The sequence below is a fragment of the Schlesneria sp. genome, assembly GCF_036405755.1.
GTDB classification, from domain to species: domain Bacteria; phylum Planctomycetota; class Planctomycetia; order Planctomycetales; family Planctomycetaceae; genus Schlesneria; species Schlesneria sphaerica.
This window is the reverse complement of sequence record NZ_DASWWZ010000499.1, coordinates 21,499-39,189: the sequence shown is the minus strand read 5'-3', so window position 1 is coordinate 39,189 and position 17,691 is coordinate 21,499. Positions and strand designations below refer to the sequence as shown.

At 57.4% G+C, this 17,691-nt stretch carries 16 protein-coding genes; 9 read left to right on the top strand and 7 right to left on the bottom strand.

Annotated features, from left to right (window positions below; all coding sequences use genetic code 11):
* Positions 1-197: hypothetical protein (locus VGE80_RS16895; protein ID WP_440593482.1), on the top strand; the 197-nt coding region annotated here is incomplete at its 5' end.
* A gap of 96 nt (positions 198-293) precedes the next feature.
* On the opposite strand, the gene VGE80_RS16890 is transcribed toward VGE80_RS16895, so the two are convergent.
* Complete coding sequence (locus tag VGE80_RS16890) at positions 294-830, bottom strand: hypothetical protein (RefSeq protein ID WP_373649361.1); 537 nt, start codon at positions 828-830, stop codon at positions 294-296.
* A 305-nt stretch (positions 831-1,135) separates the two neighbouring features.
* Between VGE80_RS16890 and VGE80_RS16885 the strand changes: the two genes are divergently transcribed.
* The 5 genes from VGE80_RS16885 to tyrS all read left to right on the top strand — a co-directional run bounded on the left by VGE80_RS16885 (position 1,136) and on the right by tyrS (position 6,323).
* On the top strand, positions 1,136-1,540 hold the full coding sequence (locus VGE80_RS16885; RefSeq protein WP_440593481.1) for a CoA-binding protein: 405 nt from the start codon (positions 1,136-1,138) through the stop codon (positions 1,538-1,540).
* A gap of 265 nt (positions 1,541-1,805) precedes the next feature.
* Positions 1,806-2,759 (top strand): amidohydrolase family protein, encoded by a 954-nt coding sequence (locus VGE80_RS16880; RefSeq protein WP_440593480.1) that lies wholly within the window; start codon positions 1,806-1,808, stop codon positions 2,757-2,759.
* Positions 2,760-3,034: 275 nt separating this feature from the next.
* A complete protein-coding gene (trxA, locus tag VGE80_RS16875; RefSeq protein ID WP_440593479.1) occupies positions 3,035-3,895 on the top strand; it encodes a thioredoxin in 861 nt (286 codons plus the stop codon).
* Positions 3,896-4,014: 119 nt separating this feature from the next.
* Complete coding sequence (locus tag VGE80_RS16870) at positions 4,015-4,935, top strand: CPBP family intramembrane glutamic endopeptidase (RefSeq protein ID WP_440593478.1); 921 nt, start codon at positions 4,015-4,017, stop codon at positions 4,933-4,935.
* Between the two features lie 128 nt (positions 4,936-5,063).
* A complete protein-coding gene (tyrS, locus tag VGE80_RS16865; protein WP_440593477.1) occupies positions 5,064-6,323 on the top strand; it encodes a tyrosine--tRNA ligase in 1,260 nt (419 codons plus the stop codon).
* 140 nt (positions 6,324-6,463) lie between these two features.
* Here tyrS and VGE80_RS16860 read toward each other — a convergent pair whose 3' ends face one another.
* The 3 genes from VGE80_RS16860 to VGE80_RS16850 all read right to left on the bottom strand — a co-directional run bounded on the left by VGE80_RS16860 (position 6,464) and on the right by VGE80_RS16850 (position 7,887).
* A complete protein-coding gene (locus tag VGE80_RS16860) occupies positions 6,464-6,934 on the bottom strand; it encodes a hypothetical protein (protein WP_373649355.1) in 471 nt (156 codons plus the stop codon).
* Positions 6,935-6,976: 42 nt separating this feature from the next.
* Positions 6,977-7,372: a VOC family protein gene (locus VGE80_RS16855; RefSeq protein WP_440593476.1), complete on the bottom strand. Its 396-nt coding sequence runs from the start codon at positions 7,370-7,372 to the stop codon at positions 6,977-6,979.
* 89 nt (positions 7,373-7,461) lie between these two features.
* Positions 7,462-7,887: a VOC family protein gene (locus VGE80_RS16850; protein ID WP_440593475.1), complete on the bottom strand. Its 426-nt coding sequence runs from the start codon at positions 7,885-7,887 to the stop codon at positions 7,462-7,464.
* A gap of 455 nt (positions 7,888-8,342) precedes the next feature.
* Here VGE80_RS16850 and lepA point away from each other — a divergent pair, with 455 nt between their 5' ends.
* Positions 8,343-10,148, top strand: a complete 1,806-nt coding sequence (gene lepA / locus VGE80_RS16845; RefSeq protein WP_440593474.1) for a translation elongation factor 4 — start codon at positions 8,343-8,345, stop codon at positions 10,146-10,148.
* A 511-nt stretch (positions 10,149-10,659) separates the two neighbouring features.
* On the opposite strand, the gene VGE80_RS16840 is transcribed toward lepA, so the two are convergent.
* From VGE80_RS16840 to VGE80_RS16830, 3 genes are read right to left on the bottom strand one after another with little or no spacing between them, the layout of a single operon-like run.
* Complete coding sequence (locus tag VGE80_RS16840; protein WP_440593473.1) at positions 10,660-11,589, bottom strand: aldo/keto reductase; 930 nt, start codon at positions 11,587-11,589, stop codon at positions 10,660-10,662.
* A 25-nt stretch (positions 11,590-11,614) separates the two neighbouring features.
* Positions 11,615-13,108 (bottom strand): sodium:solute symporter family transporter, encoded by a 1,494-nt coding sequence (locus VGE80_RS16835; RefSeq protein ID WP_440593472.1) that lies wholly within the window; start codon positions 13,106-13,108, stop codon positions 11,615-11,617.
* A gap of 45 nt (positions 13,109-13,153) precedes the next feature.
* A complete protein-coding gene (locus tag VGE80_RS16830; RefSeq protein ID WP_373649349.1) occupies positions 13,154-14,215 on the bottom strand; it encodes a sialidase family protein in 1,062 nt (353 codons plus the stop codon).
* A 738-nt stretch (positions 14,216-14,953) separates the two neighbouring features.
* On the opposite strand from VGE80_RS16830, the gene VGE80_RS16825 reads away from it, so the two are divergent.
* Together VGE80_RS16825 and VGE80_RS16820 are read left to right on the top strand one after the other, a co-directional pair.
* Positions 14,954-15,853 (top strand): hypothetical protein, encoded by a 900-nt coding sequence (locus tag VGE80_RS16825; protein WP_440593471.1) that lies wholly within the window; start codon positions 14,954-14,956, stop codon positions 15,851-15,853.
* 316 nt (positions 15,854-16,169) lie between these two features.
* A complete protein-coding gene (locus VGE80_RS16820) occupies positions 16,170-17,636 on the top strand; it encodes an outer membrane protein assembly factor BamB family protein (protein WP_440593470.1) in 1,467 nt (488 codons plus the stop codon).
* Positions 17,637-17,691 lie beyond the last annotated feature (55 nt).

The window sequence follows — 17,691 nt, the reverse complement described above, 5'->3', positions numbered from 1 at the left end:
GGCCTCGTCTTCCTGACCCAAAGGCACGCCGATTTACAACCATCTTAGAAACCGCCGGATACGATGAGTACGTCCGGTGGTGTGGGAGGACGGAGGGGGTAACCCCTCCTCCTACCCGATTGTTTGGGGGTTGGTTGGGGGGCTTAGCGGCTCAGTTGTGTGTGATCGACTTGCTCTTCTCACTCGATGTTGACTGAATGCTGACGGGATCCTGAGACCTGCACGCTGGATGTTGAGTTGTGTGGAACGGCTCGACCTGCTGCGGATCCGGCTTGGGGGCTTGGAGGCGTTGCTCAGGCGAGGGGTGACGAGATTTCCAGCAGGTCGATGGCGGGTTGTCGGTTGCAGAAGATTGTTGCCAGTCGGCCGTAGGTGACCCCTCCGACCGGCATTTTGAAGTAGTTGGCCAGTTCCTCCCCTGCGGTGATTTTCAGAATGGCGCCCAGGTCGATGTGCCGCAGGACGTTGTGGTTGATCAGGACGCGGCCGAGGGGAATCTTGCCCTCGATGATCTGGTCGCGGACCGCCCGGGTGACGTACTCGAAGTGAAACCGGATGACACCGAACTGGACCACGGTCTCGGTTCCCTGCTTCAGCAACAGAATTTTTCGTGAGTATTCGTCGCCATCCAGTTTGCTGTCGAGGACGCGCACGTCGACCGTACAATTGTGGTAGGTCTCCATGGCGATCGTCATGTGGTGGTCATGCGCCAGCATGGACTTGTAGGGCTCGGGCGTGAGTGCCGCAGGAGTGTGTTCAACTCGCAGAAAGAGCTTGTCCGAACCAGGGAAAATGTTCGTCAGCGAGTTCAGTTCGTCATGTGGATTCATCGTTCAGCTATATCCGAGGATTGTGACTCGTCTCGACACCCAGCGCATGAATGGATTTTGCCTGTGTCCCTCCGACAGCACAAGTGACACCTGTCACCCGCCCACGCTGGCAGGCCACTTTAAGGGGTCAATGAGTGCTGATTTCCTGACCGTCCGCAAATGCGGTGCGCTGAGGATGTCGGGCGGTGCACCGCTTCGATTCCCGCATGCCGGTCGGCGAAGTATGGTGGAGCGACGCGATTCACTGGGGCCAGATGTCCCGGCACGTCAGGCGGTCATCAGGCGTCATGAGCAGAGAGAATTCGATGAGTACTGACAAGCAGATACAGCAATTCCTGTCGGGCAGTCCGCACGCCATTGTGGGGGCCTCGCGGAATCGTGCGAAATATGGGAACAAGGTGCTGCGCGCATTCCAGCAGACCGGTCGCCCTGCGTTCCCCGTCAATCCGGTGGCGGATGTTGTGGAAGGAGAAAAAGCCTACGCTGACCTGGCGTCGCTGCCAGAGCCTGTCTTTGGCGTCAGTATCATTACTCCGCCCGAAATTTCCGAGCAGATCATCGAGGATGTGGTCCGCCTGGGAATCAGGCATGTCTGGTTTCAGCCCGGCGCCGAATCGGATGCGGCAGTCCGTCGGGCCGAACATTCGGGGCTGAATGTCATTCACGGGGGACCGTGTATCCTCGTCGCACTGCGCTATCGAGAAGGTTGAGTGAGGGGGGACTCGGTCGCACTCCGTGCACTCAGTTTGATGGACTCCATGCGATGTGCTCCCTGCGGTCATCGGGCGTGTCCGACGCTGTCCCGTCTTTCCCGGTGACGCAAGTTGGCGGCACGATTTCCATCCTCGCATCAATGTGGCAGAATGCTCAGCCATGCATAAGCGAGGTCTTATCCCCCCGGTCGGCTTCGCTGTCTTCGCACACGTTGGCCCGTGTTGATTGTCCGTGTTGAAAGTGACTCGACTGGAGTTTGTCATGAGGTGTCTGTCTCGGCGAGATTTTCTGTCGACCTCTCTGGCCGCCGGAGCGGTCGCACTTCTGCCGTCTGCTGCCACTGCAGCGGAAACACCGGTGGAACCGATCATCGATATTCATCAGCACACGAACTATCGGGAGCGAACGAACGCACAACTGGCCGCTCATCAACGGGCCATGGGGGTGACCCAGACGATTCTGTTGCCAGCCGGTTCGTCGGTGAAGCGGCCTTCGACGGGGGACGGCATCCACAACACGCTCGGGGGTGTCGGGGCAGGGGGGAACGAGACCGCCCTGACCATGGCGCGACAATATCCCAAGGAGTTCTTTTTCGGTGCGAACGAAGTCACCGATCTGCCGGAAGCCCGGGCCGAGATCGCCAAGTACCTGGATCTGGGTGGAATCATCATCGGTGAGCAGAAGTTCGGGCTCGAACTCGACTCGCCCGCAAGTCAGGAACTGTATGCTCTCGCGGCGGACTATCAGGTTCCGATCCTGATGCATCTTCAGCATGGAACATACAACCTCGGCTTTGAGAAACTTCCCAGGATGCTGGAAAAGTTTCCCAAGACGATCTTCATCGGCCATGCGCAAACGTGGTGGGCCAATATCGACAAGAATCATACCAATCAGAAGGATCTGTACCCGAAAGGGAAAGTCACCCCCGGGGGGCTGACGGATCGTTATCTGGCGGATTACCCGAATATGTTTGCAGACATGTCGGCGGGGTCGGGATTGAACGCGTTGACGCGAGATGAAGAGCACGCCCGTGGCTTCCTCGATCGCCATCAGGAAAAGATTCTGTACGGCAGCGACTGCGATGACCGAGTCGGTTCCGGGCCTGCCTGCCAGGGGGCTCAGACCATCGCCGCGATCCGCAAACTGGCGCCAAACAAAGAGGCAGAACGAAAAATCCTGTACGAAAACTCTAAGAAGCTCTTCAAGCTGACTTGAAGATACAAACCGGTCGATGAGTTCGATCTCCCCCCCGGTGACCGCGTGCCTGTTGCCGGCGTGTCCGGGGTGAGTCATCGTTCAGCGAATGCAAATGGGGCACGGTTCGCACTCGGCCGATGCGGCGTCCGAACAGTAGGGAAATCCCTTCGCATGGAAGGGGAGGAAGTGTCGGACCGAGAGGGATTCTTCTCGCGGAGGGCTGCGTGTTTGCTGAACACTTCCCACCGACTTACACTTGAGGCGGAAACCTCAACTCGAAAGAAAGTGTGCTCATGTCAGCCTCGCCGTATGTCGTCAATGTCACCCGTGAGACGTTCCAGCAGGACATCGTACAGAAGTCGATGGAAGTGCCGGTCGTCATCGATTTCTGGGCTCCCTGGTGCAATCCCTGTCAGCAACTGGCACCGATTCTGGAAGGTCTGGCGGACGAGATGTGGGGGAAGTTCATCCTCGCCAAAGTGAACACCGACGAACAGCCCGAGATCGCGCAGGCATTCCGCATCGAGTCGTTACCGACCGTCTTCGCGATGATTCAGGGGCAACCTGTCGATCAGTTTGCCGGAGCGCTGACGGCCGAGCAGGTGCGTGAGTGGGTCAGCCGATTGCTTCCTTCGCCCACGCAGCAACTCGCGCAAGAGGCGATGGCCTTGATCGAATCCGACCCGAAAGGAGCCGAAAGCAAATTCCGTGAAGCGCTCATGTTGTCACCCGATGAAGACTCGCTGAAGATCATGCTGGCTCGCGTTGTTCTGACGCAAGGGCGACTTGACGAGTGTGCGACGATCATTGAGGAGCTGGAAAAGCGGGGCTTCCTCGAACCCGAGGCCGAGCGGGTGAAGTCGGAACTCGACGTGCGACGTACTGCTGCGGAAAGTGGTGGCGTCGACGCAGCCCGGAAAGCAGCGGAGGCTGACCCCACGAATCTGACGCTCCAGATTCATCTGGCAGAAGCCTATGCGGCGTCGCAACAGCATCGCAAAGCACTGGAGCTTTGTCTCGGCATCGTCCAGAATGATTTCGGTGAAGCACGAGCCGAAGCCAAGACCACCATGGTCAAGATCTTTGACATGCTGGGGCCGGCTTCCGAGCTGACGGGCGAATTCCGACGCAAACTTGCAACCGCCCTGTACTAGTAGATGGCCACGATTCGATCCTGGGGTCGGATGTTACTGCGTCGTATTCCTGGAAGATTCTGCGGAGGCTTGCTTTTGAATGCAGGGCCGAGCACTGCATGACCGCGGACGGCCATACAGTGGCATCGAAACCGTGGCCTACGAAACCGTGGCTGCGAACTTTTATTCGTGACAACGCACGAGCCGTTGCGAGCCTGATGACATTGCTGCCGATGATCGCCGAGGTCCCGTTTCGCGCCGCTGCGATGGGAGCGTTACTTGCGCTTCTCGCCGCGGGCAGCGTCATGGTCTGGTACGGCCTGCTTCAGCGCTGGTGGAGTCACCAGCCGCTGCTGGAGCCTGAGCCGGGTTCCCGGGCCCGCTGGTACAGTCCCGCCAGCCTCGGAGCTGTCTACCTCGCTTTGCTGTTTACTTGCATGAGCCTGCTTCCTCGCATTTCGGGGGGGGCGTCAACCGAGGCCTCGTCCCCGACTCTCGATTCGATCCTGACCTTTGCGGGGATCGCGGTGGCGATTGTGGTCGTCCTGCCGTCGGTGCTGGTGTGGTCAGGTCCGTCGGGGAGGGAACTGGGGCTGACAACAGAGCGTCTGACGGATCAGGTACGGGTCGGGATCAAGGGGTATCTCGCCGCGGTGATTCCGATGGCTGTGTCGATGGCGGCCACCCTTCCTTTCCGGGGGGTAGAGAATCAGCACTCGCTCTTAAAGCTGCTCAAGACATCTCCCGGTCTGGGGACCGTTCTGGCGATTGTGGTGTCTGCTGTTGTGGCGGCACCTCTGCTGGAAGAACTTCTTTACCGGGTGATCCTGCAGGGGTGGCTCACGTCGTTTTTACCGGCGGTGATCGCAATTCCGGTCGTGGCGATCGTGTTCTGTCTGGTTCATGGATGGCGTGACGGGTTGGCGCTATTGCCATTGGCGTTCATTCTCGGTTACGTTTTTCACCGCCGACACAGTTACATTTCAGTCGTCGTGATCCATGCGCTATTCAATGCCACGAATCTGACTTTGCAATTGCTGTCCCCTGACGCTCAATCATAATCACCGTCACGAACGCGCTGTCTGCCCGGGCCTGCTTCGCGATTGCGAAGGGTTGAAATGGAGCGGAACCGTCTGTGAATCCAAAGGACATGGCGAATCCGTGTCCTGATTTTATCCAGGAATTGACAATGAATTTCCCTCCCGTTGAAGAGCAACTTGCCATCCTTCGCCGCGGTGTCGACAAGATTGTTCCCGAAGAGGAACTCGCCGCGAAGCTGACGAAAAGCCGCGAAACGGGGCAACCGCTGCGAATCAAGTACGGGATCGATCCGACAGGGATCGACGTGCATCTGGGGCACACGGTTCCCCTGCGCAAGCTGCGACAGTTTCAGGAATTGGGGCATCAGGCGGTCATCATCATCGGCAACTACACGGCGATGGTCGGGGACCCCAGTGGTCGTGATCAGGCCCGTGCAAAGAAATTGAGCGAAGCGGACGTCGAAGCGAATGCCCGCGACTACCTGACCCAGGTCGGCAAGGTGGTCGATATTTCCAGGGCAGAAGTCCATCGCAACGGCGACTGGTTTGCGAAGATGAGCTTCGCGGACATCCTTCAGTTGTGTGGCAAGATCACGGTCGCTCAATTGCTGACGCGGGACGACTTCGCCAAGCGATACGCCAATCAGTCGCCGATCTATCTGCATGAATGCCTTTACCCCATGATGCAGGCGTGGGATTCGGTGGTGATTCGAGCGGATGTGGAACTGGGGGGCACCGAACAGCTTTACAGCTTTATGCTCGCACGAGATCTCCAGCGAGATCAGAACATGCCTCAGCAGATCGGCATTATGTCCCCCATTCTGGTGGGGATCGATGGCGAACAGAAGATGGGGAAGAGTCTCGGCAACTACATCGGCATCTCGGAATCGCCGTTCGACATGATGAAGAAGTTCATGCAGATTCCTGATGCGACGATGCAGATTTACTACAACCTGCTGACAAGTATTTCGCTGGAAGAAGTGAACGCGATTCTGGCGGGGCACCCGAAGGAGGCGAAAGTCCGCCTGGCCAAAACGGTGATCGCGGGTTACTACTCGCAGGAACTTGCCAACGAAGCGGCCGAACGATGGCAGCGTGAAGTCGGGGGGGGTGAACTGCCGACCGACATCCCGGTCGTGAAGCTGGATCTGGCGGCTCTTGCCGCTCAGCTTCCGCAGTATCAGGCCGATCTGGCGAATGGGAAACTGGTCGCTCCGCAGTTGCTGAAAGCGGCTGGACTAGTGGCTTCGACGAGTGATGCGATGCGGTTGATCGCCCAAGGGGGGGTCACGATTTATGAAGCCGATCAGCCGACGATCGTCAGTGATGCAAAGGCGGCGATTGAACTCAAAACCGGAATGCTGGTTAAGGCGGGAAAAAAGAAGATCGCCCGCCTGGAAATTGTGTAAGCGGAGCGGTCCTCAGGGACTCATGTGATGAGAGATTCAGAGAGCCCAGTCTGTCCATCGTGGTCAGGCTGGGTTCTAACTTTGAGTTCATGTACGGATCCGGTGAAATGCGGGTCGGGTCTCGTCTTTCGGTAGATGGATTACGCCATCGTTTGAATGGTTGCCAGGTCGGCGACGAGCAGCTCACGATCGTGGCGTTCGGTCACCTGCTCAGCCATCGCGATCGCCAGAGCGAGGTGCTGCAGAGCGTTATCGAGCTCGCCGGCCAGTCGATAGCTCCTTGCCAGAGCCTCGTGAGCGTAGCCGAGATAGAACGGGGCTAAACTGGAACTGTACGAGAGACAGATCCGGGCATGACGAATGGCCTCCGCAGCATTCCCCAGAACGACCTGGATTCGCGATGCCTGCCAATAGCCGATGGAAATGTTCTGACTCGTACAGTCAGCTCGTTGCTGCCAGTGGTAGATTGACGCCTGATTCAAGGCTACCATCAGTTGATCTTCTGCGGGCGTGCGCTCTTTCTTTTCGATCAGATCCCACGCCTGATTGAAGCAGTGTGCCGCGAAATATCTGTGTGCTGCTGCCACATCGAAGTCGATACATCCCGCCATCGCGCTGTCTCCTGGCCGGCCGGGGAGGGGAGTGGCCTTTGGCTATTGCAGGGTCAACTGCCATGACACACCAAAACGGTCGTTCAGCCAGGTGAACTTCTGACTGAAGCCGTAGTTCCCCGGTGGCATGAGAATCTGCCCGGCCTCTGACAATTTCGCAAACGTGTTGTCGAACTCGGCCTCATCGGCGCATTCGACGAACAGCGATGTGGACGGTGTGAATTTGAAAGCATGCGGGATCGGGGAATCGATGCACATCATGGGATGGCCACCGAGCAGAAAGTCTGCTTTTTTGACACTTCCCGCGGCCCCGGGGCCTTCTTTGCCATAGCGTTCGATTGCCTGGACTTCGGACCCCTCGAACAACGAGACATAAAAGTTCATCGCCTCTTCGGCTTTACCTTCGAACATCAGGAACGTCGCTATCGATTTCGCCATGCGTGAATGCTCCTGTCGCTGCTTTGCAGACGCGGTTGTCGTTCAGAATTATTCCCAGCAGGGGGAGGTGTAAACCAGGCCGAAACGCTTCAGCATTCACCGGGAACCATGACCATCCAGCTTACGCCGTAGCGGTCTGTCAGCATTCCGTAGCGGGGGGACCAGAATGTTTGACTTAAGGGCATCTGCACGGTTCCTCCTTCCGAGAGCGCCGCGAAGGCACGATCGGCTTCGTCCTCGGTAGGGACGGACAAGGAAAGGGAGAAACCGGTGAACTTCGTCTGGTCATCGCATCCGTCAGAAGCCATTAAACAGGTTTCGCCAATGGAGAAGGAACAATGCATGACCTTCGATTCAAACCCGGGTTGGAGCACGCCCGGCGGAGGGGGTTCCGGACTATCACTAAACCGCATCACCATGCCGACCTTGGCACCCACCGCTTCGCGATAGAATTCGAGAGCCTCTTCACAGCGGCCGGCGAAAAATAGATAAGGGGTCACCATCGTCTGAGGCATTCTTCTCTCCAACATGTAACGAAACGAGCGACATGGTCGAAAGCCCGAACGTGTCTTCACACTACAGTCGAAAACCGAATCGCGAAATCGACAGGATTCGGATTTCAGAACAAACCACGGGTTGATCTCACCGGACTGGCCCTCCAGGGAGAGGGAAGTCCCGCAGGTGAGTCCGGTGTCCTTGTCGGAAATTTTTAATTGGTGTCTTCCGTGGTGATCGTTGTAAGTTCTTTTCAATAATTGGGTTGAGGCTGGCTTTGGGGTTCGGTTGTGCCTGCGGATGTGGCTGGAGGGGCGGCGGCGGAGAGGCGACTTGCGCGCGAATTGGCCTCTATTCCTGCCAAGGTCGTTTCCCTATAGAATTGCGAACTCGGCAACGTGGCCGAAACGACTCAGGGTCGCCATGTTGGGCGGGCTCTGCCGGATCCTTCACACCTTGTTGTTTTGATTAACCCATGTTTGACCAGCGGTTTATTCGCAATTTTTCGATTGTCGCTCATATCGATCACGGCAAGAGCACTCTGGCTGATCAGTTGTTGCTGAAAAGTGGAGCCATCACGCAGCGGCAATTCCGCGAACAGATTCTCGACGACCTGAAGGTGGAACGCGAACGAGGGATCACGGTCAAAGCGCGTGCCGTTGCCATCAACTACACGGTGGACGGTCAGGAATACGAGCTGAACCTGATCGACACTCCGGGGCACGTCGACTTCCATTACGAAGTCTCACGCAGCTTAGCCGCTTGTGAAGGGGCGTTACTTCTGGTTGATGCCTTTCAAGGGGTGCAGGCTCAGACCGTCGCGAACGCCTACGCGGCGATCAACATGGATCTCGAAATCATTCCCGTCCTGAATAAGATCGACCTGCCGGTGACCCGCGTGGACGAGGTCCTGGAAGAAATTGAAACGGTGGTGGGACTGGACACGGAAGGGTGCCTGCGCGTCAGTGGAAAATCCGGGCTGGGGATCGAAAGCGTTTTCAAAGCGATTGTCGAACGCATGCCCGCACCGAAGGGGGATCCGGCCGCACCCCTTAAGGCACTGGTCTTCGACAGTAAGTATGACCATTACCGCGGGGTGGTGACGTACGTCCGAGTCAAAGAAGGAACCATTCGTAAAGGCCAGAAGGTTTACTTCATGAAGGCGGGAACGTCTCATGAGGTCCTCGAACTGGGTCAGTTCCGTCCTGATATGGTTCCCTGCGATGATCTGGGGCCCGGTCAGGTCGGTTACATCGTCACGGGAATCAAGGTTCTCGGTAACGTGCATGTGGGAGATACCGTTACGGACTTCCATCATCGCACGCCGACGGCTTTGCCAGGTTACGAAGTGCCACAGCAGATGGTATTCTGCGGGATGTATCCCATCGACGCGACCGACTTCGAGCGTCTGCGGGAAGAACTTCAGAAGATGAGTCTGAATGACGCCAGCTTCTCGTTCGCGCCTGATACGTCCGAGGCATTGGGATTCGGTTTCCGCTGCGGGTTCCTCGGAATGCTGCATATGGAGATCATCCAGCAGCGTCTGGAAGAAGAAGCCAACGTCGACCTGATTCAGACAGCGCCCAACGTGACCTACCAGTTGAAGCTGCGCGGGGGTGAACTCGTGATGGTCGATAACCCGCAGCAGGTCCCTGATTCAGGGCAGATCGAAGAATTTGGTGAGCCGATTGCGAAGGTGGTCTTCATTCTGCCGTCGGATCGAATCGGCCCGATCATGCAGCTCTGTGCCGATCGACGTGGTGTGTACATCACAACCGAATTCCTTGGCCCGCAGCGTGCGCAGCTCATCTATGAACTGCCTCTGGCGGAAATCGTGTTCGACATGTACGACAAGCTGAAAAGCATCACGGCCGGTTACGGCACGATGAACTATGAAGTTATCGGCTACCGATCTGCCGATTTGGTGAAGATGGATATCCTCGTGAAGGGCGAGAAGGTCGATGCGCTGGCCTGTATCGTCCACCGAACCCAGGCGGAACGACGCGGTCGTGCTCTGTGCAAAAAGCTGAAGGAAGAGATCTCACGCCATCAGTTTGAAATTCCGATTCAGGCCGCACTGAGTGCCCGCATTATCGCCCGTGAAACGATCTCGGCTGTCCGTAAGGATGTGACCAGTAAGTGCTACGGTGGGGATATCTCCCGTAAGCGGAAGCTGCTCGAGAAGCAGAAAGAGGGCAAGAAGCGGATGAAACAGTTCGGCCAGGTCGAAATTCCGCAGAAGGCCTTCCTGTCGGTTCTCGACGTCGCCAAGGAAGAATAGGCGTTTCGCGTGCTGATATGTCGTAGTCGCCATCTCACTCAGCAACGCGTGATGGTTGTCGAGCTGAGGGAGAGACCGGTCACGTCGGAGAGGTCGCTGGCGGTCACGGTATACCGACTTCTTTAGCGGCTCAGTCGTTGCTCCCTACCGACACAGGGTCGGTGGAGAGCGGGTTTGTTCGTGGTGTACCGGCGTCTTGGCGGCTCAATCGTTGCTCCCTACCGACGCAGGTTCGGTGGAGAGCGGGTTTGGTCGTGGTGTACTTGGCGTCTTAGCGGCTCAATCGTTGCTCCCTACCGACGCAGGTTCGGTGGAGAACGGATTTGTTCGTGGTGTACCGAGGTCTTAGCGGTTCAGTCGTGCCTGTACTCTTTGGTCTCGGGTCGTGCCGCTTCCCAAGCACGGATGCCACCCTTGGCTCGCCTGAGCAATACTCGTGTTCTTGGGATCAGCAAAGTCAGAACTTCGCTCATTCTCTGGCCGCTTCCGACAATTATTGCTGCGCCTGTCCTTAGCGGGGTGACCACATTCCCGGGGTCACGATCAGTTCCGGCAGGTCAAAGGACTCGGATTGAATTGCATTGAACAGGTCTGGAGGCAGTGGACCTCTTTCGAACCGAGCCAGGTTCTCCTCGACCTGCTCGACGGTCTCAACTCCGACCAGGACGCTGGTGACCGCGTCTTGGCTCAGGAGGTATCGCAGCGCCAGTTCGGCCAGATCGATTCCCGCGCCACGCGACAATTGTTCGAGTCGTCGTCGTGCGGGGATGACCGCCTGGAGTTCTGCGGGGATATCTCGTTCCGGCATGACCAGCAGCCCTTGGAGAAACGCGCTGCGAATGAAGACGGCGACTTCGCGAGCGGCGGCATCGCGGAAGATGCCGCTACTCTCGTGTCGCCGGTCAAGCAGATTGGCCGGAAGCTGCAGGGCTGACATCAGGCCTGATTCGACATAGCTGTGAGGCGGACCGGGGAAGTGAGCACACGAGACCCCGACATAACGCAGTTTGCCCGATTCCTGCAGTGATTCCAGAGCTGGGCGATGAACGGCGTCTGTCTCGCGATGAAACAGGACGATTGGCAGACAGTCGAGCTGCAGTCGTTGGCGAGAACTCTCGACCGAGGCTTCCAGGGCGGCTCTGGCGAGGGCGGGGTCAGCCAGCTCTTCGAGGGTAAGCGGCTTAAACTTCGTCACCACGGTCACCCGGTCAGTCACCTTTAATTCGCGGAGTGCGCGACCGAGGATCTCTTCACTGTTCCCGTACGCGGCGGCGGTGTCGAAGCAATTGACACCCCCTTCGATCGCCGCCGTGAGGATCTTGAGGACGTCACGATAATCCGGCTGCCCGGTTCGATTGGCGACTCCGTACGGGAGCCCGAACTGAACCGTACCCAACATCAGCCGCGAAAGCGAAATGTTCTTCCAGGTCGAATTCATCATCGGCAGAGGATTCTCGCAAAGGGGCTCAGGATTCTGTCGGCTTTCGCATGAAGGGGTGGAACACGGCGCTGGCGAGCGTTCCGACGACAATCCCCACGACAAGCGAACTGGGGACGATCCAGACAATGCTCTTCGTCCCGAAATTGATCCCCAGATCCTCAGCGAACGCGATGACAATTGCGGTCGCGGTGCTCGCGATCAGACCGAGCCAGGCGCCGGGGGCGTTGGACCATCGCACAAACAGTGCGAGGAAGAACAGCACGAAGAGTGGTGCGGTGAGCAGGTTCACAATCTTGTAAGAGCGCTCGACGAGATTACCTGCAATCAGCGTGTTCAGCAGGCTTAACAACACCGCAATGGTCGCGATAATCCAGGTGAGCCACTTCAGGCGGCGGACGGCGGCCTCACTGGACGTATCGGCTCCTCGGCCCCGTGAGACGAAGTCCCGTTCGAGCACGGCACAGGCCGAGTTGACACCGGACGACAGGCTGGAGAGAGCGGCCGAGAGAATCGCGGCGAGGACGATACCCGACAGGCCCGCCGGCATTTTTGTCATGATGAAATGCGGGAACAGCTTGTCGCCGTTCGCGGCGATGGTCATTCCGGAAGGGATGTCGGAGGCATGTGCCCGGTAATAGCCCAGTAGTGCCACGCCGGTGAGTCCCAGGAGCAGGCTGACGGTGATGTCGGTCAGTTGTGCGATTGCCATCGTTCGTCTGGCCGCGGCCGCGTCCCGCGTCGACAGAAATCGCTGGATGGACATCTGGTCGGAACCATTGGTGCAGACGTACCACAAAGTTGTGGACAGAACGAGCATGCCAAACGAGACTCGTTTACTCGGATCGAACCCCCAGCTCATCGGCTGCCAGTTCTCTGGCCAGGCCTTCGGCCACCATTCCGCGACGCCTCCCATATCGGCCGTGATCACGGCGACTGTGAGGATCGCTCCTGCGAGCATGGTGACCGACTGAATGGCGTCTGTCATGACGACCGCTTTGATGCCGCCTGACGATGAGTAGATTGCAGTGATGACTCCCAGCGCCACACACAGCCAGGGGGTCCAGGTGTGGTCCAGCTTGAGTAGCGGAACGATGACGACGTCGGTTGTGGCATACAGAATCGTGGCCATCCAGCCGAGTCGCAGCAGGAGAAACACCGAGGCGCCCGCGAGTCGAATACTTGTTCCTAATCGCTTCTCCAGCAGTTCGTAGGCGCTGGTGACAGGCTGCTTCATGAGGAGCGGAATTAAACCGAAACCGACAATGACGAAGATCAGCGGATGACTGGCAAGCTGGGTGAGCATCATCGGGCCGTTGGCGACCATCTCGCCCGGCGTCCCGAGATACGACAGCGTGCTGACCAGAGTGGCGAAGAGTGACAGCCCCAGCGCAATGGGAGACATGCGTCGTCCCCCCAGCAGGTAGTCGTCAGCCGATTTGTTCTGGCGCGAGTAGTAGGCTCCCACCGCGAGCATAAGGAGAGCGTACCCGGCGAGGACGATCCAATCTAATAACCGCATGCGAGATTGCTCCGACTGACTTGCCTTAATCACCCATTGCTGTCGTTACCAGGAAAATTTGATCCTGGTCCAGCGAATTCCACAGACACCCTGTTCCACGCACCAGTGCGTCACCAGGACCGTTCCATCGTTGAGCTGAATTCCCGTGGGGAATCCGAACTGGAAGCTGGCCAATTCGTCGACGCCGGTGGCCCCGGCTGCGGGCCGGTCGCGGAATTCCTGCGCGTCGTAGAGCAACCCTTCTTCGACGACGGTCCAGGACGTTTCCGTAAAGCGGACCAGAGCCATCACGACGCCCTGCTGTCCGTAGCGACGGTTGTAGAGTACCAGCAGTCGATCGTCCCCCAGCGGAACAAATGACATCGTCTGGCCGCGGATTCCGGTCGACTCAAACGGGCCCCATGTCCAGCCGTTGTCGTGTGAAAGACAAAAACTGTTGCATTGATCACGGTAATCACCCAGGGTTAAGGTCCATGCCGTCGCCATGACGACCCCCGGCGAGACTTCGTTGATCTTCTGCTCCCAGAAACCGAATTTGTCCTGAGGGTCGCGGAAGACCGTGCGACGATGAGGCCATGTCAGACCACCATCATCCGAGATGACCACGAACACTTCTTCGCCCAGGCGTGCTTTATCTGCCAGCAACGCTCCCGGAGCGAGTAGCCGGCCAGAAGTGAGGGGCCTGATGGAGTGGGACACTTCGATGGGGCAGTCGGGCATCGGAAGGGCCCTGACGGGGGACCAGGAATGGCCGTTATCCGTCGACTGACAAAAAACGGATTCGCCTTGTCGTTCACCGAATCGGTCTTCCTGATTGGCCCAGTACCGCGTCCCGTAGGCGTAGATCGTCTTGCCATCTTTGGACAGGCTGAGCTTCAGTGCATTCGCCGACGGGGGATGATCGGAAGCGGCCAGCAGTTCCCCCTCGCGTTGCCAGGTTTTCCCGCCATCGCGGGATCGGGCCCAATCCGTTCCACCCCGCACATACTGACCACCGCCGACGCTGAAAGAGCAGAGGAGATCTCCGTCGGGAAGCTGCACCGCCTGAGGAAACGCCGACTCACGCTCGTCGATGCGGCCGGTTCCGAGTATCGAAAGAGAAGGCAAGTTGTAGTTCCTTAAACGGACCGGACGAATTCGGGCTGAGAGTTCCCTCGGGCGAATCGAAGGAGAAATTGATTGGCGGTCGGAACGATGTTCATCTTGTCTGGCTTGCTCGTGTCAGGTGTGGGCAGTGTCGATTACGAAGTGGGTCTGCAACATGACTGGAAGGTCGCATGGTGCAGATGCTCGGCAGGAGGGACTGTGGGGGCAGATGCGGCGTGCGAATGGAGTGAGGGTTGCGCCAGGTCGTGGCTTGTTGCCTCTCACATCGGGCAATCAAAGTCGCCTTGTGATTGCGAGAACGGTTTGGTGCAGGGCCTGTTGTCAAAGTGGGCTCGTTCGATGGACCCGGCGGCAGGAATGGCGGCCTGCGGTGGGTCACCTGACCGGGTTGCGGTGCGGTTAGCCCCAGGCGGGCCATGATGCAGTGGTCGAATGCGATCATGACGGCCATGCTGAATGGGTTCCTTCGTCACCAGGGTGCTTAACTTGTGCTCTCTGACGGTTTCGACCACGATGGATTTTGTACACAATGATTTGAACGTCGATCGGTATCAAGTGTCCTGCCCCGGTTTCTCGGTCGCGATGAGCGAAAAGAGGTGAGGGTTCTGTGATCGCTTCCAGTGATAGAACGGCATTCTGCTTTCCTGTTCCTGCTTTCAAAGTCGGGGTCGCCGGCCTCCTGAGTCACAGACAGAGGTTCGTTCGTTAGAGATCGGTCAACACGATCGGAGGGCGGTCATGAGTCGCTGGCGATGTGTCCTTGAGCTTGATTCCCGGCGGCAGCGCATCAGCGGAAGTACCCAGGGGTTACTCGAGGCGATCGACCGTGCTGCGGATTTACGAATCGCGACCGAGTTTCTGCATAATGAGCATATTGATGTTCATTCAGCGAGTTCTGAACGGATTCGCGAGGTGGCGGAATTCGGAGTGACCTACTCAATCGATCACCGGTGGGCCGCAGGGATCATGCATTTGCGGCAGCCCATTGAGCTTCCCGCTGGATTCGGGCCGCGGCCATCAATGTCCTTCTTTGTTTACAACCAGGACGGCACGCAGGGGATCGCCCGACCCTATCTGGATGGTCAATCGCGAGACGGGGTACGGGGTAGTGCACCCGTTTTTCCGCCCGAGCAGATGCCGAAATACCATGCGATCGATCAGTGGGACGCGGGGACCAACGCCCCTTCCCATAATTTTATTTATGACTTCGATCACTTTCGTTACTGCGTGAATGACTCCTGGCGAGAAGTTCTCTACCACTCGTCAACAGGAGACGTTCTTGCGGGATCGCTGGCGGAACTTGTGGATGCCTTCTCGACAGGCTGTTCCATCAAGCTGGGAATCGTTGGTCTGTGTGACGATCTTCACGAGGATGCCTCAGCTGTGTTGGAGTATACCGTCTATGTGCAGGGCGGTTCTGCCTATTACTACACCGATCAGAAGCTGATGATTATCGGCACTCACCCCGTGGTGCGAGTCTCTCCGCAGATCCCTTTGGAATACCGTTCCGGAAATTGGGATTTCGGATGGGTGATGTTGCGAAGTGACGGACATGTGGTGTATCGCAGGTGTGATCCCTACACGCTTCAATTTAGCGACCATGTCCTGCGAAAGGGGGTTCGCTGGTTCGTGAGGTGATGGGCGAGTCTCTCGTTCTCAGCATGCTGTAACTGAAGAGAAATCGGCAGCATGGAGGTCCGTCATTGCTGGATACGGATTAGCGGAAGAAGCGAGAACGTTGTTCGACTGACGTTGAGTCTGTGACATAACGAAGGGCGTTGTCCCCAAACGCCGAATCACGATTTTTGTCGTTGAGGTGAATGAGATGAACGAAATTCAACTTCGAACTTCGAAGATCTCGGACCAATCGTTCAGAGCTGACTGTGCGCACGCCGGGATGATTGGCACAATGGCGCACCACACTGTCCCCTCTCAATCTTGCTGGAGAGATACGATGACGCGGTTTGGCCTCGTTGGACTGTATTGTCTACTTGCGATTCCAGTAGTGGCCGATGACTGGCCACAGTTTCGCGGTCCCAACTGTTCAGGGGTTTCTCAGACCAGCGCGCCGTTGCCTGTCGAGTTTTCTGACACCGAAAAGGTGAAGTGGTCGACCAAGCTGGGGGATGGAATTGGTAGCCCGATCGTCGTTGCTGGCAGGGTTTATACCTCTGCGATGATCGATCCGCAGACGGTGGGGGTGGTTGCTCTTGACGCCAGGACAGGAGAAAAACTCTGGACAAGATCGTGGCCGATTGGTGACGTAGACGAGATTCATCTCACCAATAGTCACGCGGGAACCACGCCCGCGGCGGATGAAGAGCGGGTCTACTTCTACTTTTCGACGCTCGGTATGGTGGCGCTGGACGCGAAAACCGGTGAGGATGTCTGGCATCGGCCGCTCCCTGTCCCCTACTTCATTTTCAAGTGGGGAGCGGGAATGTCACCCGTGCTCACCAAAGACCTGGTACTTTTCTGCCAGGATGATGATCTTCATCCCGCGATGTACGCCTTTGATAAGAAGACAGGCGAGATCCGCTGGCAGGACGACCGCAATGATATGGCGGTGAACTATTCGCACCCCGTGATCTGCGAGACACCCACTGGGGAAGAAGTCGTCGTTGCCGGAACAGGACTGCTGATTGGATACGATCCCGCGACGGGCGAGCGTCTGTGGTCTGCCCGCACGCTGCTGCGCAATATCAAGACGACACCGGTGTCGCGAGATGGAATCATTTACATTTCCCTTCAAAGTAAAGGGATCGCCAGTCAATGGCTGGCATCGATCGATAAGACAGAGACCGGGAATAACGACGACAAAATTTCCCGTGATGAAGTGCAGAGATTCTTTGGTAAACGTCCTGTCCCGGAAGCGTTCTACAAGAAAACGTTTGAGCGGGGCGACCTGAACGGTGATGGTGTCCTCGAGGGACGTGAGCTGGATGTCGCCTTTCTGCCTCCGGGCAATGCGGCAGGTGCTGCCTTTGATTCAAAAGTGCCAGAGGATGAATTTGTCATCGCGGTCAAAGGTGGTGGCCGGGGCGATGTCACTAAGACACACGTGCTGTGGAAGCACCCCACGAAACATACGGACCACATTGTTTCGCCTCTGGTCGTCGGGGACCGCATGCTCCTGATCAAAGGAGGCGGAATCGCCACCTGCTTTGACGTGAATGAAGGAAAACGGATTTACGGCCCCGGCCGTATCAATAATGGAGGCGAATATTTTGCCTCTCCCGTGTATGGCGATGGCAAGATTTACATCGCAGGAGAGAACGGCAAGATTGTCGTCTTGCGAGATGCGCCGGAACTGGATGTCCTGGCGATTAATGAGATGGGTGATTCAATTCTGGGAACGCCCGCAATTGCTGATGGTGCCTTGTTTGTTCGTTCTCGAACGGCTCTGATGCGAATCGAATAGCCATGGTTACCCAATACGTCGACCTGCCGATTTGATGCTGATTTAACTCAGTCCC